Here is a 19756-nt window from a genome sequence, read left to right on the forward strand (position 1 = left end):
TTTCTCGACTGCTGCATCCGACATCATATTCATTTGACCGCTCCTTCTACCAGCGCCGTTCGAAGCGGCGGCGCAACAGGATTGCCCCGACATTCATCAGGATGAGGAAGATGAGGAGCACGATGATGGCTCCCGAGGTGCGTTCGACGAAGGCGCGTTCCGCCTCGTTCGCCCACATGTAGATCTGCACCGGAAGGGCCGTCGCCGGATCGAGCGGCGTGGCCGGCATGTCCGCGACGAAGGCGACCATGCCGATCAGGAGCAGCGGCGCCGTCTCGCCGAGCGCATGCGCGAGACCGATGATGGTGCCCGTGAGGATGCCCGGCATGGCCAGCGGCAGGACGTGGTGGAAGACCGTCTGCATCTTCGAGGCGCCGAGGCCGAGTGCTGCGGCGCGGATCGACGGCGGCACGGCCTTCAGCGCCGCGCGGGTGGCGATGATGATGGTTGGCAGCGTCATCAGCGTCAGCACGAGGCCGCCGACCAGCGCCGCCGAGCGGGGGAAGCCGGCGAAGTTGATGAAGACGGCGAGGCCGAGGAGACCGTAAACGATGGAGGGCACGGCCGCGAGATTGTTGATGTTCACCTCGATCAGGTCGGTGAAGCGGTTCTTCGGGGCGAATTCCTCCAGATAGATGGAGGCGGCCACGCCGATCGGCAAGGACAGCACGAGCACGATCAGCATCATGTAGAGCGAGCCGATGAGGGCGACGCCGACGCCGGCGGCTTCGGGACGGCTGGAGGCGCCGTTGGTGAAGAGGCCGGTGTTGAAATGCTTGGCGAGCGCGCCGCTTTCGGCGAGCTGGTTCATCCAGGCCGACCTGGCGGTCGGAGACCTTGCGGTTCTTCTCGCTGACCTCGAGGTTGATCTGCCCCTTGAAGGCGGAATCGACGTTGCCGTGCGCCAGGATGGAGACGGGCAGCGTCCGGCCGATCACCGAAGGATCGGCCATGACGATGTTGCGCGCAATTGCACGCGGACACTGTCGGAGACCATGCCGCCGACCTCGCGCATCGCCGCGCGGTCGCCTTCGTCCACGCCAAGCACCTTGGCGAGCGCATCGCGCGCCACGACCGGATAGTTGGCCGTCATCAGCTTCTGCGGGTTCGTGGCCCGGGCGTTGTCCTTGTCGATGACCTGCTCGGAAAACTCGACCGGGATGGTGATCATCGTCTGCTGGAAGGCGGTGTAGCCCTTGGAGATCACCGACGTCAGCAGGAGGAAGAGGAAAAGGAGGCCGAAGCCGACGGCGGCCATCCCGTAGAGGCGGAAGCGGCGTTCGGCGGCGTAGCGGCGGCGAAGGCCGATATCGCGGCGTTCGGGCCGGGCGGAAACCGAGGCGACATCCGCCATCCGGGAACCCGTGGTGACGTGGCTCATTCGTACTGCTCCCGGTACTTACGCACGATGTAGAGGGCGTAGATGTTGAGGCAAAGCGTGATGAAGAAAAGCGTGATGCCGAGGGCGAAGGCGACCAGCGTCTGCGGTGAGGTGAATTCGAGGTCGCCCGTCAGCTGATTGACGATCTTCACCGTGACCGTCGTCATCGGCTCGAAGGGGTTGAGCTGCATGCGCGCGGCCACGCCCGCGGCCAGCACGACGATCATCGTCTCGCCGATGGCGCGCGAGGCGGTCATCAGCAGCGCCCCGACGATGCCCGGGAGCGCCGCCGGCAGCACGACGCGCTTGATCGTCTCCGAACGCGTGGCGCCGAGCCCGAGCGATCCGTCACGCAGCGCGCGCGGAACGGCGGTGATGATGTCGTCGGACAGCGAGGAGACGTAGGGGATCAGCATGATGCCCATGACGAAGCCCGCCGTCAGCACGCTCTGCGCCTGGATGAAGCTGGCATAGCTGCCCGTGACCAGCCCGTTCAACTGGGCGGAGATGTCGCGCAGGAAGGGACCGACGGTGGCGAGCGCGAAGAAGCCATAGACGATGGTCGGGATGCCGGCCAGGACCTCGATCAGCGGCTTGGCCACCGAGCGCACATGGGCCGAGGCATATTCGGACATGTAGATGGCCGCGAAGAGGCCGACCGGGACGGCGACGACCATGGCGACGAAGCCGATGTAGAGCGTGCCGGCGAGCAGCGGGATCAGGCCGAACTGGCCGGAGGAATCCGTCGCCCCGGCGGCGGCGAAGCGCGGGTCCCAGACCGTGCCGAAGAAGAATTCCCACGCCGGCACCATGTTGAAGAAGTGGATGGCCTCGGTGAGCATGGAAGCGACGATGCCGACGGTCGTCAGGATGGCGATGGAGGAGGCGCCGACGAGGCCGGCCAGCATCACGCCCTCGACCCGGTTGCGGGCGCGAAAGCGCGGCGCGACCGCGCGGTAGGCGATGGCGCCGCCGAGCAGGGCGGCCGCGACGACCCCGGCGAGCAGCATGGTCGCGCTCGCGGTCGTCATGCGGTCGAGGTCGGCGGCGGCGGTGATCATGTAGGGCGCCGGATCGGCGGCGAGCGGCACGCCCTTGCCGGCGAGCGCCGCGCGGGCCGCAGCACCGTCCCCGGCGGAAAGCGCCGCGCGCTCTTCCGGCGTGAGGAGGCGCAGGCCCCGGGCGATGGCGCCGATCATGTTGTAGTTGAGGTTCTGCGTCGCCTGCGGCTCGGCCTTCACCGCCTCGGGAAAGCCGCCGCGCACAGTCGAGCCGATATAGGCGGGGCTCGCGATCATCCAGACGATCATCAGCGCGAGCGCGGGCAGGATGGCCCAGATGGCGACGAAGGAGCCGTAGTAGCCGGGGCGGGAATGAAGGCTGGACAGCCTGCCGCCGGCCAGCGCGTTGGCGCGCCAGCGACCGGCAAGATAGCCCGCCACGCCGATGGCCGCGACGATCAGCAGAAGAATGGAAATGCTCATGAAGGAAAGTCTCCCGGCGAAAATCGTCCGCCCGACCGATCGGCGCGCGGCCGGCGCGGTTTCCGCGCCGGCCGCCGTCCATCACATGATCTTGCCGTCTTCGAAGGCCTTGCGGATCTCCTCGCGCTCGGCGTCCGGCGCGGCGACGAGGCCGTATTCGGCGAGCGGGCTGTCGGGACCGATCATGTCGTCGCTCGTGAAGAACTCGACATATTCCTTGAGGCCGGGGATGACCCCGAGATGGGCCTTCTTGACGTAGAAGAACAGCGGGCGGGAAACCGGATATTCGCCCGAGGCGATCGCCTCGGTGGACGGAACGACGCCGCCGACGGTGGCGACCTTCAGCTTGTCGGCATTGTTCTCGTAGAAGGACAGGCCGAAGACGCCGATGCCGGACTTGTTGGCGTCGATGCGGGCGAGCGTCTCGGTATAGTCGCCGTCGATATCGACCGCGAGGCCGTCCTTGCGGACGGCGACGCACTTGGCGTGCTGGTCCTTCTCGTCGGCGACGATGGCCTTGATGGCCTCGCTCGCGCCGGCATCCTCGCAGCCCTGGGCGAGGATCTTCTTCGAAGACTTCGCGCGTGCCGTGCTTCTCGCCCGGGATATAGGCGGCGATTTCCGCATCGGGAAGCGCGGAATTGACGTCCGACCACTTGCGATGCGGGTTGGCGACGAGCTTGCCGTCGACGACGACCTCGGCGGCCAGCGCCTCATAGAGGTCCTTCGGCTCCAGCGTGAGATCGGCATTGCTGGCATCCGTCGCGAAGACGATGCCGTCATAGCCGATGCGGACTTCCTGGATCTCGGTCACGCCGGCTGCCTTGCAGGCCTCGACTTCACTTTCCTTGATCTCGCGCGAGGAATTGGCGATGTCGATCGTGTTCGGGCCGACGCCCTTGCAGAATTCCTTCAGGCCGCCGGAGGAGCCGCCGGACTCGACGATCGGCGTCTTGAAATCGGGCAGCGTCTCGCCGAACGTTTCGGCGACGATCTTCGCATAGGGAAGAACGGTCGAGGAGCCGGCGATCTGGATCTGGTCGCGCGCAGCGGCGGCACCGGCAAAAGCGGCGGAAGCAACGAGCGCCGCAACGGTGAGCTTAAGGGATTTCATCTGGGGTCTCCCAAAGAGAACGTGGTGGAAGCGCGTCTTTCAGCGCTCGCTTGCCGTCGATCGGCGCCCTTTCTCTAGACCGCCTTCCCCTGCGGTTTTATGTCAGTTCCACGAAACATTTATGACAGGTCAAGCGATTGAAATGGAACGACTATTTCGATCAACCCATCGCCAGATACGGCCTATGTGTCAGAACTTCACGGTGAAGACCGTTCCCTTGCCGACCTCGGATCTGACGACGAGGCGCGCGCGGTGGCGCGTCAGGATATGCTTGGCGATCGCCAGGCCGAGCCCGGTGCCCTTGCGGGTGCGGCTCGCCTCGACATTGACGCGGTAGAATCGCTCGGTGATGCGCGGCACATGCTCCGGCGGGATTCCGGGCCGTAGTCCGTCACGCTGACCTCCGCCGGCTCGCCTTCGCCGCCCGACAGGACCACGTCGACCCGCTTGCCGTCCTGCCCGTATTTGCAGGCGTTCTCCACCAGGTTCTCGAAGACCTCCAGCAATTCGTCCCGCTCGCCGGTGACGGTGACCGGATGGCCGGGCAGGTGCAGGCTCACCTCGACGCCGAGATCGGCGGCGAGCGGCTGAAGGCTGTCGCGGACATGCCCGAGCATGGAGGCGAGGTCGACGGTCTGCCCCGGCGTCAGGTTCGGCCGGATTTCCAGCCGCGACAGCGAGAGGAGGTCGTCGACGAGGCGGCTCATGCGGGTGGCCTGCTCGTGCATGATGCCGAGAAAGCGCTCCTGCGCCTTCGCGTCGTTCTTCGCCGGCCCCTGCAGGGTCTCGATGAAGCCGCGCAGCGAGGCGAGCGGCGTGCGCAGCTCGTGGCTGGCATTGGCGACGAAATCGGAGCGCATCCGCTCGATGCGGCGCGCCTGCGAGACGTCGCGGAAGGTCAGGAGCCAGAGCGGCTCGCTCGCCGGATCGGCCCAGCGATGCGCCAGCGGCGCGATGCGCACGATATAGACCGTTTCCGAGGGCAGGCGCTCGGCATATTCCGTCTCCCGGGCGACGCCGGAGCCGATCGCCTCGCGCACCATGTCGAGGATGACGGGCGCACGCGCGCGGCCGGCGAGGTCGCCGTTGCGGGGGAGCGCCCCCAGCAGCGCCTCGGCCGCCTGGTTCTGGAGCCGGATCGCCTCGCGCGGCGAAAGCAGGAGCGCCGGCGTATCGAGCGCGTCGAGCACGGCGGCGAAGGGCGCGAGCCCGTCCAGCGGCTCTTCCGCCACGTCCGCCGGCGGCGCGGCGACGGCCTCGGCCTGCCCGAGCGTGCCGGACGCCGTGCGGTCGATGCGCATCAGGCCGGCGAATATCAGGAGCAGCACGCCGAAGAAGACCCAGCCGACCGGCACCCCGGCCGCCCACATCAGGAAGCCGACGAAGACGGCCGCGGCGACCAGAACCCGCTCGCCCCACAATTGCGTCAGCACCCAGCCGACCGGCCTGCGCTCGTCCGTCACCGCCGTCCATTCCCTCGCGAACATGTCAACCTCCGCCGCGACATCGATTCCCTATCGATATCGCGACTTGATGACATGTTTTTCACGGCCGGCTTGAATTCGCAATGCGGATGTGGCCACCTTGCCGGGAACAGAGAGCCGGCGACCGGCCGCACAGGGAGCAAGCAATGGCGCAAGCGAGCGAAAGCAGGGCCGTGGACCTCGAGATCGGCGGCAAGGCGCGCCGTTTCGACATAGACGACCCCGTCCTGCCCGACTGGGTGGAGAAGAAGGCCTTCGGCTCGGACGATTATCCCTATGACAAGAAGCTCCCCAACAAGGAATATGAGGCCGAGCTGAAGCGGCTCCAGATCGAGCTGGTCAAGGTGCAGTTCTGGCTGCAGGCGACGGGCAAGCGGGTCATCGCGGTCTTCGAGGGCCGCGACGCGGCCGGCAAGGGCGGCGCCATCCACGCCACCATGTCCTACATGAACCCGCGCTCCGCCCGCATCGTCGCCCTGACGAAGCCGACGGAGACGGAGCGTGGGCAATGGTATTTCCAGCGCTATGTCGCGACCTTCCCGACGGCCGGCGAATTCGTCCTGTTCGACCGCTCCTGGTACAACCGCGCGGGCGTCGAGCCGGTCATGGGTTTCTGCACGCCCGAGCAATACGAGAAGTTCCTCAAGGAGACGCCGCGCTTCGAGAAGCTGATCACCTCCGAGGGCATCCATTTCTTCAAGTTCTGGCTGAATATCGGCCGCGAGATGCAGCTCAAGCGCTTCCATGACCGTCGCCACGATCCCCTGAAGATCTGGAAGCTCTCGCCGATGGACATCGCCTCGCTGGGCAAGTGGGACGACTATACGAGCAAGCGCGACCGCATGCTGAAGGAGACTCATACCGAGCATGCGCCCTGGACCGTCGTGCGCGCCAACGACAAGCGCCGCGCGCGGCTGAACGTCATCCGCCACATGCTGAAGACGCTCGACTACGAGGGCAAGGACAAGAAGTCGATCAGCGTGATCGACGAGAAGCTCCTGGGCTTCGGCCCCGGCTTCCTCAAGTAGTGCATTTCCAGCAAAAGCGCGCAGCGTTTTCGCGATCTCGAAGAAACGGGGATCACTCCCCAGGCAGGACGCGCACGGCGAAGAGGTTGACGCTCGCGCCGTCGCCGGCCACATCCGTGTTGACGACGAGATGGCCGTCCTCGCTCGGCGAGAGCGCGCGGTCGAACTCGACCTGGAACAGCGCGCGTCCGTCCGCTCCGCGACCGTGAAGCGATGCCGCCCGCAGCCGCCCATGGTGGAGAAGGCGCATTCCACGGAAATCTGCACCGGCTTGCCGCTCACCGACTGGACGGTCAGCGCCACGGTCGAGGTCTTGCCGGCCAATTCGCCGAGGATCGCCGGAGAGACCGGCACGAGGACCGCGCCGTCGCGCTCGGGGTTGGACGAGGTGATGCGCGCCGCCGGCCCCTCGCTGGTGCCGACGGATTCCGCCCTGCCCTGCGGACCCGCCGAAAGGCTGCCCGTATCGGCGGGGAGAAAATCTCGCGCCATTCCGCGGAGAAGCGGCTCTGGGTGTCGAGCGCCCTCTTGAGCGGGTCCTCGCCGGAAAAGGAACCGCCCGAGACGGTTCCCGAGCCATCCTCGTCCGGCAGCGGATCGAGGAGGCCGCTCGTCTGCACCCACCAGGCGGCGGTGCCGAAACCGGCGATCAGCGTGGCGGCCACGAGCAGGAAGGAGAAGAAGCGGCCGCGCCGCTTGCGCGCCTTCGCCACCCGCTCCGGCCGGAAATCGGTCGTCCGCGCGCTTGCCGGTGTCTGCGCGACGCCGCCGGCGGAAAACCGTCCCCGCGGTCCGGGCGGATCGCGCCGATATCGCTCGTCCCCGCGCCCGCCGCCGTCGTTTCCGCTGCCGCCGCCTGTTGCGGTTGCGGGCGCTCGGCCGTCAATTCCGGCTCGCGCCGCGCCTGTGTCTCCCGTATCCGGGCTCGACCCGGCTTTGCCGGCGGGCTCCAGCCGCTCGTCACGGACTGGCTCGACGGCCGGGGGCGCCACACGCTCCTCCGCCTCGATCTGGTGGATCGTCGCCTCCAGGCGGTGGCGCTGCGCGGCGATGGTCTCCGGGTCGTTGATCTCCTGCTTGCGCAGGCCCGCCTCCAGCGCATTGCGCGCCGACTGGTAAATCCGGGCGCGCACCTCGGGATTGGCGCGCTCGAACGCGCCAGCGCGTTCCTGATTGCCGTCTCCAGTCCGCTCACGTTCGACCTTTCCAAGGCCGCGAAAGCCGCGGCCGGGAAACAGATGTGGAAAGAGCTTTACTTTCCGGCGCTTGTTAGCATTTGCGTAACGTTTGCGCGGGATTTGCGCAAGCCTTTCGGCCGCCCCGGCCACGCTTGTCCGCCGATAGCAAGGCCGCGGACGACCCTTCCGGCACGGGTCGGGGATGGCAGCTGCACCCTGCACCCCTTTTCACGCCCCGGCTCCGCTGATAGGCTTTTGACGTTTTCGTAAAGGTCAGATCGGACAGGAATCCCAATGGCGCTACCCGCGATCCTCCAGGACGAGCTTCGACTGCCCGTGGTCGGCGCGCCGCTCTTCATCATCTCCCATCCCCGCCTGACGCTCGCCCAGTGCAAGGCCGGGATCGTCGGCGCCTTTCCGCCCTCAATGCCCGGCCGCAATCGCAGCTCGACGAATGGCTCGCCGAGATCACCGAGACGCTCGCCGCCCACGACGCGCACCATCCGGACCGGCCGGCGGCCCCTTCGCCGTCAACCAGATCGTCCACAAGTCCAACCGGCGGCTGGAGCACGACCTCGGCCTGTGCGTGAAATACAAGGTGCCGATCGCCATCTCCTCGCTCGGCGCCGTGCCGGGAGGTCAACGCGGCGATCCATTCCTATGGCGGCATCGTGCTGCACGACGTCATCAACGACCGGCATGCCCGCTCCGCCATCCGCAAGGGGGCAGACGGGCTGATCGCGGTGGCGGAGGGCGCCGGCGGCCATGCCGGCACGCTGTCGCCCTTCGCGCTGGTGCAGGAGATCCGCGCCTGGTTCGACGGTCCGCTGCTTTTGTCCGGCGCAATCGCGACGGGCGGCGCCGTGCTCGCCGCGCAGGCGATGGGCGCCGACATGGCCTTATCGGCTCGCCCTTCATCGCCACGCCGGAAGCGCGCGCGAGCGAGGCCTACAAGCGGATGATCGTCGACAGCGCGGCCGCCGACATCGTCTATACCAGCCATTTCACCGGCATTCACGGCAACTACCTGAAGCCCTCCATCGCCGCGAGCGGCATGGACCCGGACCACCTTCCGGAAGCCGATCCCTCGAAGATGGATTTCGCGGCGGCAACGGGCGACGGCCCTCGCGCCTGGAAGGACATCTGGGGCTGCGGCCAGGGCATCGGCGCGGTGAACGCGGTCGTCCCGGTCGCCCGGCTCGTAGCCCGGCTGGAAGAGGAATACGCCGCCGCCCGCGCCTGCCTTTGCGCCCGCCCGTGAGGGCCGCGCGGGAAAAGTGACGAAGTTGTAACTCCCCCGCTTGAAATCTCCTCGCATTGCGGTTATCAGCGCACCCATCGCGTTCCGACACGCTTCGGGACCGAAAAGGGCCGCTTTAGCTCAGTCGGTAGAGCACATCATTCGTAATTAGCGGGTCCGCTAGAGAATGAGGTGTGAGGCCAGTGAGTTAGGCTGGTGAGTGTAAGTTAGTAGGGCCATAGCATGGCCGTGTGTGAAGGGTTAAGCCGCTTTAGCTCAGTCGGTAGAGCACATCATTCGTAATGATGGGGTCGCGTGTTCGAGTCACGCAAGCGGCACCACTTCCCAGCCTGAGGAAGTCAAAGTGCGCAGATGACCGGTGGTCCATACGATCCGAGAGCCGTCGCCAACCTCATGCTGGACGAGAGAGGCTGACCGGTCGGGGATCAAGGTCACCAATCTTGCACTGCAAAACTCCTCTACTTCGCCCACTCCATCTTCCTCATCGAAGCCAAGCGACCTCTGGTCAGCGGCTATTTCGAGGCATGGCAATATGGGCCGGTGCATCCTGCCGCCTACTCGGCTTTCAAGACCGCTGGCAGTTCTCCTATCAACTTCCGCGCCACCGGGCAAAACGTGATGACCGGTGAGCGCCATGCGCTGGACCTTCCCGACGACCCTACCATTCGTCGCCATCTGGCACGCATCATGTCGTCATACGGGCAGCTATCGCCGGGGCGGCTGGTGGACATCTCCCATGCCAAGGGCGCGCCTTGGGATTACATTGCGGACAAAGGCAGAACGTCTGTTGCGCTGGGGTTGCGAATCCCCGATGATGTGATCGTTAACCGATTCAAGTTCCACAAGGTTTCCATTGGCGCGGCCCTGGTCGCGGGAGAACCGGATGAAGATACGCCGCTTACCTGCGAGATCGACCTTGCCCGCATAGCCCCGCTGCCGACAGACCAGCGCCGCGCCCTTGAGCATTTCAAGCTCGGGCATCCGACGATCACCTACAAGCCGGTACGTGCCCGGTTCGCCGATATCTTCAATGTCCAGCCCGATATGTTCGCCGCCGCCGATCCGACCGCATGGCCGGTTCTTGAACGGCTGATCCGGGCAAAGGCGACGTCCGACGACGAGTGCAACGCCAATCTGCTCGTCGCCAAGGGATTGCACGACTTCGCCCGCTGCAATGCCCTGCGCAGCCGCTCCTAAGTCTTCTTCCCGCTGCCGCTGAGCGTCGGCGAGAAGGTGGAATACTGGTTGCCGATGGTGACGGCGCTGGAAGGTGCGCCGCTGGTGATCTTCATCGATCCCAGACGCGGCAAGGGTCTGACGGCAGCGGCCAGACGTTTCGTCTTCTCAATGATGCACGAGCATATCCGGGTGGCGAATCCAGACTTCGCTGCCGCTCGGCTCGGCATCGTTCAGTTCGGCGAAGCTGTCGAAGACCAGCGCCCCGTGAAGCTGAGCACCGACGAGGGCGTCGAACTCTTCGACTTCGACCAGCTCGACCGGATGGTGCGGGAGACCTACGACATCCGGCGGGAGGTCAGCGAGGCCCGCGAGGACGAGGTGTGCCGCAAGGCCGCTGGCGGCGGTCACGGCCCGCTGTTCGGCTGGATGCGCCCAGTGCCCTTCCAGCCGCCGCCTGACGGCCTTCCGCACCCGATACCAATAGGTCTGCTCCGCGCCGTCGCTGTCGTACCACGCGCGCTCGTGGCGGGCGAACGCCTCAAGTTCGGGGTCGGGATAGCTGGCGATAATATCATCGGCCACGCGGTGGTCGATTTCAGCGGCGGGGATCAGCCTCGGCTTTATCGAGTACGTCCAGATCATCCGCAGGATCAGACCGATAAAGATGAGCACCTGACCGCCAAAGAAGGCGACCAGCAGCCAGCTTACGGCCTTTTAGGAGAATATCACCAACCATCGAGAACTGAACCATAGAATCTCTGTTTGGCATTAATGAGAATTTATAGTTCTCAGTTTTGAGAATGCAAAGCTCCCATTTCTCGATTTGCGTACCGCGTTGCCGCCCTCTTCGAAAGAGGTGTGCGCATGGAGCTTCAACGACTATTCGGCGCGAATGTGCGTCATCATCGGAAAGCCAAGGGCTGGACCCTTTGAGCAGCTTTCCGGGCAGACCGGTATGTCTCGCGAGACTATCGGCAAGATCGAGCGAGGTGTCGCCGCGCCGCTTTTCGAGACGGCCGAGGTAAAATCTGCGGCTGCACTCGACATTCCCGCGCCCGTCCTGTTCGGCGCCGACGCCATGCTGGGCACCGGGGAGCGGGCATCGCTTCTAACCGATATTCACCGCACCCTCTCCCGGATGAACGACGACCAGCTAGACCGGGCCGCAAAGATGTTGAAGGCGTTTGTCGGGTACCGCGGCCTCGGAGGCCGTCTGGAGGGCCGCCGGATGCGGCAACGCCCCCCACACCACCCCTACATGCCCAACCCGTGCGCCAGCGGCGCTCTGGAGGGCCGCTAAGGGCATCTGGCGAGCCTTGCCGGCCTCACTGCCCACCCCGCAGTCGGCACGGCTACAATGCCTGTTACCTGTACCTGTAACTTAAGGTTCAAACACACAAAAGAGGCAGGGGGAGTAGTCAACTCCCCCTGCCCCAGCCGCTATAGGTCTTGCAGCCTGTTAGGCTACAGGCTGCAGGTTACACGGGGCCGTCAAAACGGGCTGCCCGCATCCGTGGGCTCGCCTACAGCCTGAAGGACGGCGATGCCGCCCTCGACGCGTTTGGCGACCCATTCCAGTCCCCTGCTCGTCGGCATTGCCGCGCGCAAACCCCTTACGGGCGCTTCGCCCCGTGCGGCCGAGATCGTGGAGCCTGTGGGTCCCGTATTCCCACCCCAGCGTCGTCATCGCGCCGGTAATGCGCTGGAACTCGCCGGCGGACATGCGCCCGGCCTCGTAGCCGAGAAGCAATTTGACGCTCTCCATCGACACCCGGCCCGTGCGCTCGCCAAATGCGCCCTCCAGCACGATGCCGATAGGGTCCTCGATCATGCGGCTGGCCTGAAGCTCGTCGGCAACCTGCCATAGATGACGAGGCAGGGTGATCGCCCGCCGCCCTGCTCCCGCACGACCGCCTCGGCCCATAGCTGATGCACGTCGCGGCTGAAGGCCTCGATGTCGATGCTGCCGACTCTCCACCGGCCAGTACCGTCGGTTCCCGGTCGAATCGCGCAGATAGGCGTCCTCATTGGTCGTGCCGATAATCACGCAATGCCGGGGAAAGAACCGGCAGTGGGCATAGGCAGGCCGATAGGTGTCTATAGGCGTGGCGAGGAATGCCTTGATCGCGTCAAGTGTCGCCTTGCGCGCGCCGTCGAGTTCCTGGCATTCGACAATCCACGCGCGAGAGACAAGCTCGGCCTTGGTCTTGGCGTCCGCATTCAGGTTAAGATTGCCGCAGATCCATTCGTCACGAACGGCAAGCCGCGCCGCCAGACGCGATTTGCCGACACCCTGACGGCCTTCCAAGACCAACATGGTGTCGAACTTGACGCCGGGCTGCTTGATCCTGCCGTACGCCGCCGATCAAACCGCGCGCCGAACTCCCGATTGAGTTCGGTGTCGTCCGCCTCGCAATAATCGCTAAGCCATGTGTCAAGGCGGCGGAACACCGTCCCATACCAGCCCGTCCAGATAGTCGATGACAGGATGGTAGGCACGTTCATAGGCAACCGTAATCAGTTCACGCCGAATGACAGTTACTCTCCGCGCTGAAACCCAGCTTGCGGTCGAATATGCTGCACAGGATTTCGCAGATATCCGAGATGTCCCGGCCTTCAAGCCCCAGTCCGGTCACCTCGTCGGCATGAGTGAACATGTTGCGGCGCGCATCGACATCGAGCATGGCGAGAGCGAACCGCACATTTTCTGGCGCATTCGACGCCGGATGCCCGTACTCGTCGACCCCTCGGCCATCCTCGTCCTCGCAGATCGATGGTTTCCATCGCCCGCGCCACCTGCCGCCGTGCATATCGTAGCGGGTTGGGATTTTCCCTCACATGGGCGCTGATGCCGAGATCGGGGCTGGTCAGGATCGACACGACATGACCGGGCGTGACATTGCTGCTGAAGCAGCCAGAGAGTCGCCGCAAAACCAGTTCCGAACGAGACTGATAATTCTTGCCGGGCGGATTCTTGCCCGTGACGATAGCCTCCGACCAGACCGGGTCGAGAGGGATTATCTCGCCTCGGTCGTCAGGCAGAGGCAGCGCCTCGATGTCGTCCAGATTGGCGATAGCCTTGCCATCAGTCTTGGACGAACTGGATTTGTCGAAACGCAACCTGAAATCGGCGAGCGTATAGCTTCTCGGGGAGGCGCCGAACGAAATCGGTTCCAACAGGAACGCCTTGGCCGGTTCCCGGCCTGTTGCCCGCTTCTTATCGCTCAGCCAGTTGACGGTTCCGGGCAATCTGAGAAGCCGGCTGACGTCGATCGGACCAGCTCCGCCTTGGAACGCGCGACAAGCAAAGCGCGGTTGTAAGCCTCGGCTTCCTCTGCGGAACAGGCTCTGCCATGCGCCAGATCGCCTGATAACCACCTCCTGTAAACCAGAATGCAGTCGGCTTCGGTATGCCTGCCGGACGCAGCTTGTCTTCGCTAAGTAGGCCAAGTATTGTGTCGCGCTGTTGCTCCTCTCTGCCGGGATAATCCTTGCAGTCGAGGTCAACCCAGAGGAAACGCGAGGCCGATATATTGACCTTGGCGCGCCCGCCCGACATCAGTTCGGCGTTGGGCAAAAATAGACATTGCGTCGATACTCGTCGCCGTTGTTGGCGGCGACGAAGCGTTTTGCGGCGTCGGCGGCGTGAGCCTGATAGTTCTTCGGCTTTGGCCGTGTATCACCCGCACTTTCATGTGTTTCCAGATGGAGCGGCGCTTGCGGGTTGAGCCAAAGCAGGAAGGAAATTGCCTGCTGCGCATCGGGTTGGAGAAGGTCAGCCATGATGCGCCTCCTCCGGGTTGTATTGCCGCTCTTCCAACCAACGCATGACAGCGCTGAGACGATAGCGGATCGCGCCGCTCTTGGAACCGGGGCGAAGCCGGATGAAGGGAGGGCCGAAAGAGCTGAGCCTCGCCTTCTCGAAATACGACTCGCTCATGCCAGTTAATGTGGCTACCTGACCGGTTGTCAGGAACCGTTCCATCGGCTGTTGGCTGTATTGCGTAGGGGAAGGAATCGCGCCCTGCTGGGCGCGATTGTGAGTTATCGATGTCATGTCTGTAACTTTCGAGCTAGCGCGACCGAGCGCGCACAAGGGAAATCGATGCCGGAGTAGGCAGTCGTTCCTCGTTCTCGGTTCTCAGCTACATGACATGGCCGGGAAGGGCTTCCCGCAAGAGTATAGTCCGTCAGGCCCCGGCGCCACTTGCGCCGACCCTGGGGTTACTCGCCACCGGATGTTTCCGGGCGATGGATGTCAACTCATCCGCATCTATTTCATTGCATGATGCGGGTTGATATTCAACGGGCAATACTGGCGATTGAAACAGAAAGCCGGTAAGCGGTTGAAATATCAGAGGCAGATTGGGACATCCCATTCCGTCAGTTCGGCGCACAGACGCTGGACTGCCTCTGTCTCCATAGCCTCGCGCACCGCATCGTAACCAACTATCCGAAACTCGCGGCGACGATCGCTGAAGAGTGCGACAAGATGTTCGGCGGCTTCGTTTAGTTCTGCCATGTCGGCGCAATCCAGAAACTCGGAGACAGCTATCGTCGCCAGTTCCCGCACCGAGCGGACGGGCCGACCTTGCCGCCTGCCCGCAACATATCCATATCCCGGTCGCAAATTTCGCATTGCCGTTCCTGCGCCATGAAGTTCAGCGCCTTGCGCAGAGCGGCGGCGTGAGCCGGGTTCGCCGGCCAGTCGACTCCGGTCAGCGCGTTCATCGCCGCGTCCAGACGCTCAAGCTGGCGTCCGTCTGTGGCTGGTGTGGTGTGGGCGTTGATGATGGCGAGTAGGACGCGCTCAAGCACCGTGCCGCTGTCCCCAAAAATCGCTGTGTAAGTGGAGTCACCGCCTGACATTGGCCAACTCCAGTATCCGCCGCGACCAGTTCCACCGGGCCGCGCAAGCGTTCGACATTCACGACGATATAGCCGCCCGTCACGTCGCCATTAGCGCGGTGGTTCAGCAATCGCTTAAGCGCATAGTACGGAACGTCGAGGCTTTCCGCGATGGTGATGAATGTCCGCCGCAGATCGTGCAGCGTGAAGCTGACGCCGGACCCTGCGCTGACCCGGAGCAGAAACTTCTTCGTTTCCATCAGGTGGCCCTGTTTACCGGGGCCGGGGAACACAAATGCTGACTCGCCCGGCTGCCTTTTGCGCTCCGTTAACAGGTCCACGAGGAACCCCGACAGAGGTAGGTTCAGCGGGTCGCCATTTTTGGTCTTCGGGAGGTGCAGTGTCCGAGCGATCAGGTCCACGTTGTCCCAACGTAGGGCCATCAACTCACCCCGGCGCATGCCGGTGAACAGCGCCATGAGCAAGAAGTCTCGGGCATAGTCCGGTTCGGCCATCACCGCCTTCCACCAAATAGGCAGGTCCAGCGCCGTCACGACTGTCTGCTGACGCTGTTCGCGGTGCCATGCTCGCGCCTGCGTCAATATCTGTACCCGGTTCGGCGGAAACTCACAGCGGGTCGCAGCGGCGAAATTGTAGACCGACCGCAGATGCCGCATCACATTGTTGGCCGTGGTCTTCCCGATTTCGGCGGAAAGCTCCTGATGCCGTTTCAGCACCATCTGGCGGGTGATTTCGTTGATCGGCTTCTTGCGCCATGCCTTGAGGTAGAGCTTGGCAGTCCTCGTATAGTTCAGCACCGTATGCGGCGAAAGCTGCGGACGAGCGATGAAGAAGCTGTCGAATGCGTCAGCCAGCGTGACCTTGGCCACCGCCTCCTTGCGCTTCTCGGCATTCGGGTCATGACCTTCCGCCATCTCGGCGAGCAGCGCCATCGCTCTCTTGCGGGTGATTTCCGCCGCGAACACATCGGCGCGGCCGATGGTCACGCGGCGGGTCTGCCGATTCACCTGCCCCTCGGCATAGTAGACCTTGGATTGTTTGCCGACGCGAAGACCGAAGCCGGTCAGCGTGGTGTCACGGTAGAAAACTTGGCCGCTCGCGGGATGGGGAATTTCATCAACTGCGCGGCGGGTCAGACGTAGGTTTGGCATTGAGACCTCCTGTTGGCCTCAACTCAACCTAACGTCAATAACGTGAAATTACTAGTGATATCAGATGTTTATGACACAAAAGGAGCTTTAGGCCAAAGATGAGAAACCCTGTCCGACGCCATCCGATACGCACGCACGCGCGAGCGGACGCAAATGAGCAACGGCCGTTTCAGTTTAGCCCACAGCATAAAAAATGAACCCTCGCGGCGTTGGCCGCGAGGTTCGTTATGAGAACGCGATAGGCGTTAGGTTCGGTCGTGGACCTGTGCGAGGGGAGCAACCCTCTTTGCCGCATCGACGCCCGCCTGAGCAGACTGCTTGGAGGTGTAGACTTCGGAGTGGCACAAGGCCTTCGCCGTTGGCACCCTTAAGACGCCAGAAGTACCCGCCTGCGTTCGCGCGAAGGATTTCAAACATGTAGCTGGCCCTCCTTGGGCCGGAAATATGACCCGTCCGAAGCGCCGGGTCATTGATCTTTAAGGATGGGCCAGCTAGGGTAACGGTGTTCAAAGCATGCCTAGCGGGCTTTGCCCAGGTATTCGGAAATCGGCTGGTTTACGAGACCAGTCGGTTTTCCATCCACGTTGCCTTCGGGCTCAGATGCGGTCCCCTCGGCGGAAGTTCGTCGGGACTCGCCGGCGGAACTTCAGGAAACCGCGTTCCATCCTTTACTTCAGCGATCCGGCCCTGATTGAGGCCGAAGAACGCTGCGATATCGTGATGGCGGTCGCCCCGCTCGATCATTCCCCGAATGGCTGCTTCGCAAACAGGCGGCGTACCGCGAACTTGGAGGGCAGCCGGTTGCCAAGGAGTTTGTGAGCGGCGAGACCTTCCACTATCTTGGCCGCCAGTATCGCTTGAAGCTCATTCCCGACGAAACCGCCGTTGTGACCCGAATTGCTGCGAGAGGTTCGACACTCATCGCGCCGGTTCTGCCGAATGGGCATGCATCCGTGCAGCGCACCGCTGTCCGCAGCGGGCTGAGGCACTGGTATCGAGCCCATGCGATCCAGCATTTTCCCGTCCGTGCGCGAATGATCGCAGAGACGCTTGGCATTCCGGCACCAATTGTCAAAGTCGTCGACCAGTCCAAACGCTGGGGAAGTTGCGACGCACGGGGACGCATCCGCCTAAACTGGCGCTTGGTCATGGCACCAATGCCATTGGTCGACTACGTTATTGCCCATGAGGCTTGTCACGTTCTTGAGCACAATCATTCACGGCGATTTTGGCGCTCGTTGGAAACGATCATGCCGGACTACGAGGATCGCCTAAGAAGACTTGATCGAATGGGGCACCAGTTCATTTGGTGACCAGGTCCGCAGAGGAAACAGAAAAATTGCCGAAACGCCAGTTGCATGCCTTCGTCAGCCGTGGCGCTCGCTTGGGCGAGCTTCTATTTCCTCATAAGCACGATGACGGCTGCTATGTCGTATCGAAGACCCGCTTCGAGGATGACTATGTTCGGTTAGCCAACGAGACGGAAATTTTACCGTGGCTCGAAAAGGGATACGGTCTGCGAATGTCAAACCCGACAAGGGCATAACCGCCCCCAGCTTGATTTCGCCGGAGTCGATCTTTAGGCCGGTCGTCCTTTAGCGCCTAAGCTGACATCATTCTTCAACTCCGGGCCAGATGACCAACGCCTTTTCCGCTAGATGCTCACCCTCTCCCGAATGTCGGCTTCGGTCCACGACTCCCGCTTGGCGAACCACTTGTTCAGGAAAAGCGACGTGTGCTCGTCAAACTTCTCGCGCTTCTGAGCGAAGCCCTTGTTGCCCGATGAAATGTTGAGGGCACCGGTAATCAAGGTCAGGTTGCCCAGCGTGTGCAACAGGCGGTCGCGGTCTTCCGCCTTCTGGTGCCCTTGACCGCGCGGTGTGAACTCACCTTCGGCGAACGGCCAGTCCTCAGTCCACTACACAGGCAGGACGTGCTCAGTCCACAGCCCACCGGGGCGGGCGACCTTCTCCGCGAACTTCGAGCGGCTGGTTAGCTCAAGCTCCCACAGGATATCCTTGTTGCGGTCGCCGGGAGCCAGTTGGTAGACAGGGTTCTGCAGAATGCCGCGCCGGAATTCTTCATCGCCGGGAAAACGCGAACTCTCTCCCGAGCGGGTGACGAAGAAGTCCCGAAGATTGTCGTAGGACGGGCCGTCTTCAAAGAACTTCTGCGAGACCGCCTGAAACAGCTTGTTGAGGTTCTTGTTGGTGAGGTCGCAGACGGCGCGACGCACGATGTAGGAATAGACCAGCCGCGCGATGCGATCTTGCTCGTCGTCTGGAAGCCCTGCCGCCGCGATCTGCAATGCAATTGGGTATGCCGTGGTGACTTGCCACATCGCCAGCTTTCGACCCAGCCAAGCCATAGTCGGGTTTTCGTCTTTTCGGCCTTCAAGCGTCTCGTATATCGGCGAGTGCCGTTGCAACACCTTCAGTTCGTCTTCGACATTCGGGAAGCGGGGCCGTCCTTTCGGAACCGCGAACGCGCGATACTCTGCATAGAGTTCGCGCATGGCGATACTCGCACCGCTCTCGGCGGCAAGGACATGCGCGAGGAAGTGATCAATTCGCGGACGCCGAGGGCGAGCGTTCGGCGCGTCCTCGCGCCACCAAGGCGCGTCGAACGGGTCCCAAAGCTCTTTATAAAGCTCATCCGTCGCCGTGGTTTGCTTCTCGGCCCGGTGGAAGATGTTGTTCCGCACCAAGTCCATAGCCAGGAGCGGTTCTCCCTTGGAATTGAGCGTCTCGAAAATGACTTGAGCGTCGTCACCCTCGCCCAGTGTGATGACGACGAGCTTCATTTGGGCAAGGACAGCGCTTAGCAGGGCATCAAGGCGCTGCTCGATTACCTCCGGCGTGCGCGCCCTCATCTGCCGCTTCGACCGGACTCATCTTCTGTGTCAGGTTCAGCATCGCTGGGGCCGTTCAGCGCAAATTCGCTGATCCACTTCCGAAACAGGTCGTATGCACGCAACGCCCGGAACGGTGTGTTCTTCGGAACGCCACTGCCCCAATAAAAGCGCTGGTACTTCGCCCGAACCTTTGAATACTCAGTATCTATGATGTCGTGGAAGACTTCGCGGTCCGATGGCGTCGGTGTCAGCTTGAACCTTACAAGCGGGTCAGTGTCTTTCGAGCGCGGCTGATTAAACAGGTAGCCATTCGCTTGATCAATGATGCCGGCGAACTGGTGCGTCCGGGCCACCTCGCGCAGTGCCGCAAGGAAAAGCTGAAAGGTCGTTAGCCGCTGCTGACCATCGACCACCTGCACCCTTGGCGTCACTCCAATTTGCGAACCTTCGCCAAGAGGCGCTAGGATGAGCGCGCCCATGTAGTGCTGAAATCGATTGTTGCCGCCGAGCACTTCTGCGGCCTTTGCTTCGGCATCATCCCAAAAGGGCACCAGCCGCTCGTCTGCCCACTGGTATTTCCGCTGATACAGCGGAACCATAAATCGGCGGCCTTCGGCCAATATTGTTTCGATTGAAAAATCGTCTGTCTGCAATGCACTTCCCCCCAGCCTGAAGCGCCAAGATCACCCGCTTGGACTGACAGATCAAGCGCTTACCGTTTCTGCCAATGCCTGAACATCAAGAATCCGGCCGATCCGGGACATCCCGACGCC

Annotated in this window: 22 protein-coding genes, 1 tRNA gene and 5 pseudogenes; 8 read left to right on the forward strand and 20 right to left on the reverse strand. The window is 63.1% G+C overall.

Annotated elements, in window-relative coordinates; genetic code table 11:
• Positions 1–46 precede the first annotated feature (46 nt).
• From pstA to AAFL97_RS00550, 7 genes and pseudogenes are all read right to left on the reverse strand, one after another.
• On the reverse strand, positions 47–811 hold the full coding sequence (gene pstA, locus AAFL97_RS00525) for a phosphate ABC transporter permease PstA (protein ID WP_341643269.1): 765 nt from the start codon (positions 809–811) through the stop codon (positions 47–49).
• A 91-nt stretch (positions 812–902) separates the two neighbouring features.
• A pseudogene (locus AAFL97_RS24395) lies at positions 903–953 on the reverse strand (hypothetical protein); the annotation flags it as partial.
• The gene (locus AAFL97_RS00530) at positions 935–1381 is read right to left on the reverse strand and encodes a DUF3333 domain-containing protein (protein WP_341643270.1); all 447 of its coding nucleotides are present in this window, start codon (positions 1379–1381) and stop codon (positions 935–937) included. The pseudogene AAFL97_RS24395 and the gene AAFL97_RS00530, both read right to left, overlap by 19 nt.
• Entirely contained in the window at positions 1378–2865 is a 1488-nt protein-coding gene (gene pstC / locus AAFL97_RS00535; protein WP_341643271.1) for a phosphate ABC transporter permease subunit PstC, read from the reverse strand. The genes AAFL97_RS00530 and pstC overlap by 4 nt, the downstream gene beginning before the upstream one ends.
• A gap of 81 nt (positions 2866–2946) precedes the next feature.
• Positions 2947–3979, reverse strand: a pseudogene (locus tag AAFL97_RS24400) (substrate-binding domain-containing protein).
• Between the two features lie 189 nt (positions 3980–4168).
• On the reverse strand, positions 4169–4339 hold the full coding sequence (locus AAFL97_RS24405) for an ATP-binding protein (protein ID WP_445954438.1): 171 nt from the start codon (positions 4337–4339) through the stop codon (positions 4169–4171).
• A 314-nt stretch (positions 4340–4653) separates the two neighbouring features.
• Positions 4654–5466, reverse strand: a pseudogene (locus AAFL97_RS00550) (histidine kinase dimerization/phospho-acceptor domain-containing protein); the annotation flags it as partial.
• A 143-nt stretch (positions 5467–5609) separates the two neighbouring features.
• Between AAFL97_RS00550 and ppk2 the strand changes: the two are divergent.
• Positions 5610–6491, forward strand: a complete 882-nt coding sequence (ppk2, locus tag AAFL97_RS00555) for a polyphosphate kinase 2 (RefSeq protein ID WP_341643275.1) — start codon at positions 5610–5612, stop codon at positions 6489–6491.
• Positions 6492–6543: 52 nt separating this feature from the next.
• Here ppk2 and AAFL97_RS00560 read toward each other — a convergent pair whose 3' ends face one another.
• Together AAFL97_RS00560 and AAFL97_RS00565 are read right to left on the reverse strand one after the other, a co-directional pair.
• On the reverse strand, positions 6544–6741 hold the full coding sequence (locus AAFL97_RS00560; RefSeq protein WP_341643276.1) for a hypothetical protein: 198 nt from the start codon (positions 6739–6741) through the stop codon (positions 6544–6546).
• A 43-nt stretch (positions 6742–6784) separates the two neighbouring features.
• Positions 6785–7819 (reverse strand): hypothetical protein, encoded by a 1035-nt coding sequence (locus AAFL97_RS00565; protein ID WP_341643277.1) that lies wholly within the window; start codon positions 7817–7819, stop codon positions 6785–6787.
• 521 nt (positions 7820–8340) lie between these two features.
• Here AAFL97_RS00565 and AAFL97_RS00570 point away from each other — a divergent pair.
• The 6 genes and pseudogenes from AAFL97_RS00570 to AAFL97_RS00595 all read left to right on the forward strand — a co-directional run bounded on the left by AAFL97_RS00570 (position 8341) and on the right by AAFL97_RS00595 (position 11409).
• Entirely contained in the window at positions 8341–8631 is a 291-nt protein-coding gene (locus tag AAFL97_RS00570; RefSeq protein WP_341643278.1) for an alpha-hydroxy-acid oxidizing protein, read from the forward strand.
• Positions 8628–8930 carry a hypothetical protein gene (locus AAFL97_RS00575; RefSeq protein WP_341643279.1) on the forward strand — a complete coding sequence of 101 codons (303 nt, stop codon included), beginning with the start codon at positions 8628–8630 and terminating at the stop codon, positions 8928–8930. The genes AAFL97_RS00570 and AAFL97_RS00575 overlap by 4 nt, the downstream gene beginning before the upstream one ends.
• A 244-nt stretch (positions 8931–9174) precedes the next feature.
• Positions 9175–9250: transfer RNA gene (locus tag AAFL97_RS00580), tRNA-Thr, on the forward strand.
• A 142-nt stretch (positions 9251–9392) separates the two neighbouring features.
• Positions 9393–10127: pseudogene (socA, locus tag AAFL97_RS00585) on the forward strand (type VI toxin-antitoxin system SocA family antitoxin); the annotation flags it as partial.
• A 36-nt stretch (positions 10128–10163) separates the two neighbouring features.
• Positions 10164–10862 (forward strand): hypothetical protein, encoded by a 699-nt coding sequence (locus tag AAFL97_RS00590; protein WP_341643280.1) that lies wholly within the window; start codon positions 10164–10166, stop codon positions 10860–10862.
• A gap of 202 nt (positions 10863–11064) precedes the next feature.
• Complete coding sequence (locus AAFL97_RS00595; protein ID WP_341643281.1) at positions 11065–11409, forward strand: hypothetical protein; 345 nt, start codon at positions 11065–11067, stop codon at positions 11407–11409.
• A gap of 159 nt (positions 11410–11568) precedes the next feature.
• Here AAFL97_RS00595 and AAFL97_RS00600 read toward each other — a convergent pair whose 3' ends face one another.
• The 8 genes from AAFL97_RS00600 to AAFL97_RS24410 all read right to left on the reverse strand — a co-directional run bounded on the left by AAFL97_RS00600 (position 11569) and on the right by AAFL97_RS24410 (position 16599).
• A complete protein-coding gene (locus AAFL97_RS00600) occupies positions 11569–12456 on the reverse strand; it encodes a VapE domain-containing protein (RefSeq protein ID WP_341643348.1) in 888 nt (295 codons plus the stop codon).
• Positions 12457–12631: 175 nt separating this feature from the next.
• Positions 12632–12793, reverse strand: coding sequence for a hypothetical protein (locus AAFL97_RS00605; RefSeq protein ID WP_341643282.1), 162 nt, complete (start codon positions 12791–12793; stop codon positions 12632–12634).
• An 874-nt stretch (positions 12794–13667) separates the two neighbouring features.
• A complete protein-coding gene (locus AAFL97_RS00610; RefSeq protein ID WP_341643283.1) occupies positions 13668–13892 on the reverse strand; it encodes a hypothetical protein in 225 nt (74 codons plus the stop codon).
• Positions 13885–14166, reverse strand: coding sequence for a helix-turn-helix transcriptional regulator (locus AAFL97_RS00615; RefSeq protein ID WP_341643284.1), 282 nt, complete (start codon positions 14164–14166; stop codon positions 13885–13887). The genes AAFL97_RS00610 and AAFL97_RS00615 overlap by 8 nt, the downstream gene beginning before the upstream one ends.
• Before the next feature lie 297 nt (positions 14167–14463).
• Positions 14464–14631, reverse strand: coding sequence for a hypothetical protein (locus tag AAFL97_RS00620; protein WP_341643285.1), 168 nt, complete (start codon positions 14629–14631; stop codon positions 14464–14466).
• 29 nt (positions 14632–14660) lie between these two features.
• On the reverse strand, positions 14661–14840 hold the full coding sequence (locus AAFL97_RS00625) for a hypothetical protein (protein ID WP_341643286.1): 180 nt from the start codon (positions 14838–14840) through the stop codon (positions 14661–14663).
• A complete protein-coding gene (locus tag AAFL97_RS00630; protein WP_341643287.1) occupies positions 14837–16129 on the reverse strand; it encodes a tyrosine-type recombinase/integrase in 1293 nt (430 codons plus the stop codon). The genes AAFL97_RS00625 and AAFL97_RS00630 overlap by 4 nt, the downstream gene beginning before the upstream one ends.
• Before the next feature lie 245 nt (positions 16130–16374).
• Positions 16375–16599: a YegP family protein gene (locus AAFL97_RS24410; RefSeq protein ID WP_445954439.1), complete on the reverse strand. Its 225-nt coding sequence runs from the start codon at positions 16597–16599 to the stop codon at positions 16375–16377.
• A 285-nt stretch (positions 16600–16884) separates the two neighbouring features.
• On the opposite strand from AAFL97_RS24410, the gene AAFL97_RS00635 reads away from it, so the two are divergent.
• Positions 16885–17442: a YgjP family zinc-dependent metalloprotease gene (locus AAFL97_RS00635; protein WP_341643349.1), complete on the forward strand. Its 558-nt coding sequence runs from the start codon at positions 16885–16887 to the stop codon at positions 17440–17442.
• A gap of 341 nt (positions 17443–17783) precedes the next feature.
• On the opposite strand, the pseudogene AAFL97_RS00640 reads toward AAFL97_RS00635, so the two are convergent.
• The 3 genes and pseudogenes from AAFL97_RS00640 to AAFL97_RS00650 form a co-directional block, all read right to left on the reverse strand.
• Positions 17784–18029 (reverse strand): annotated as a pseudogene (locus tag AAFL97_RS00640) (HNH endonuclease family protein); the annotation flags it as partial.
• Between the two features lie 18 nt (positions 18030–18047).
• Positions 18048–19001: a DUF262 domain-containing protein gene (locus tag AAFL97_RS00645; protein ID WP_341643288.1), complete on the reverse strand. Its 954-nt coding sequence runs from the start codon at positions 18999–19001 to the stop codon at positions 18048–18050.
• Positions 18998–19636, reverse strand: a complete 639-nt coding sequence (locus AAFL97_RS00650; RefSeq protein WP_341643289.1) for a DUF262 domain-containing protein — start codon at positions 19634–19636, stop codon at positions 18998–19000. Before AAFL97_RS00650 ends, AAFL97_RS00645 begins: the two co-directional genes overlap by 4 nt.
• Between the last annotated feature and the right edge of the window lie 120 nt (positions 19637–19756).

The organism is Thauera sp. SDU_THAU2 (assembly GCF_038260575.1).
Taxonomy (GTDB): Bacteria; Pseudomonadota; Gammaproteobacteria; order Burkholderiales; family Rhodocyclaceae; genus Thauera.

Coding starts and splice junctions, on each gene's coding strand:
- AAFL97_RS00625 (WP_341643286.1), bottom strand. CDS start 14,840: ATGAACGCGCTGACCGGAGTCGACTGGCCGGCGAACCCGGCTCACGCC.
- AAFL97_RS00610 (WP_341643283.1), bottom strand. CDS start 13,892: ATGGCTGACCTTCTCCAACCCGATGCGCAGCAGGCAATTTCCTTCCTG.
- AAFL97_RS00620 (WP_341643285.1), bottom strand. CDS start 14,631: ATGGCAGAACTAAACGAAGCCGCCGAACATCTTGTCGCACTCTTCAGC.
- AAFL97_RS00595 (WP_341643281.1), top strand. CDS start 11,065: ATGTCTCGCGAGACTATCGGCAAGATCGAGCGAGGTGTCGCCGCGCCG.
- AAFL97_RS00615 (WP_341643284.1), bottom strand. CDS start 14,166: ATGACATCGATAACTCACAATCGCGCCCAGCAGGGCGCGATTCCTTCC.
- AAFL97_RS00530 (WP_341643270.1), bottom strand. CDS start 1,381: ATGAGCCACGTCACCACGGGTTCCCGGATGGCGGATGTCGCCTCGGTT.
- AAFL97_RS00605 (WP_341643282.1), bottom strand. CDS start 12,793: ATGCTCGATGTCGATGCGCGCCGCAACATGTTCACTCATGCCGACGAG.
- pstA (WP_341643269.1), bottom strand. CDS start 811: ATGAACCAGCTCGCCGAAAGCGGCGCGCTCGCCAAGCATTTCAACACC.
- AAFL97_RS00645 (WP_341643288.1), bottom strand. CDS start 19,001: ATGAGGGCGCGCACGCCGGAGGTAATCGAGCAGCGCCTTGATGCCCTG.
- AAFL97_RS00575 (WP_341643279.1), top strand. CDS start 8,628: ATGATCGTCGACAGCGCGGCCGCCGACATCGTCTATACCAGCCATTTC.
- AAFL97_RS00560 (WP_341643276.1), bottom strand. CDS start 6,741: ATGCGCCTTCTCCACCATGGGCGGCTGCGGGCGGCATCGCTTCACGGT.
- AAFL97_RS00630 (WP_341643287.1), bottom strand. CDS start 16,129: ATGCCAAACCTACGTCTGACCCGCCGCGCAGTTGATGAAATTCCCCAT.
- AAFL97_RS24410 (WP_445954439.1), bottom strand. CDS start 16,599: ATGACCCGGCGCTTCGGACGGGTCATATTTCCGGCCCAAGGAGGGCCA.
- pstC (WP_341643271.1), bottom strand. CDS start 2,865: ATGAGCATTTCCATTCTTCTGCTGATCGTCGCGGCCATCGGCGTGGCG.
- ppk2 (WP_341643275.1), top strand. CDS start 5,610: ATGGCGCAAGCGAGCGAAAGCAGGGCCGTGGACCTCGAGATCGGCGGC.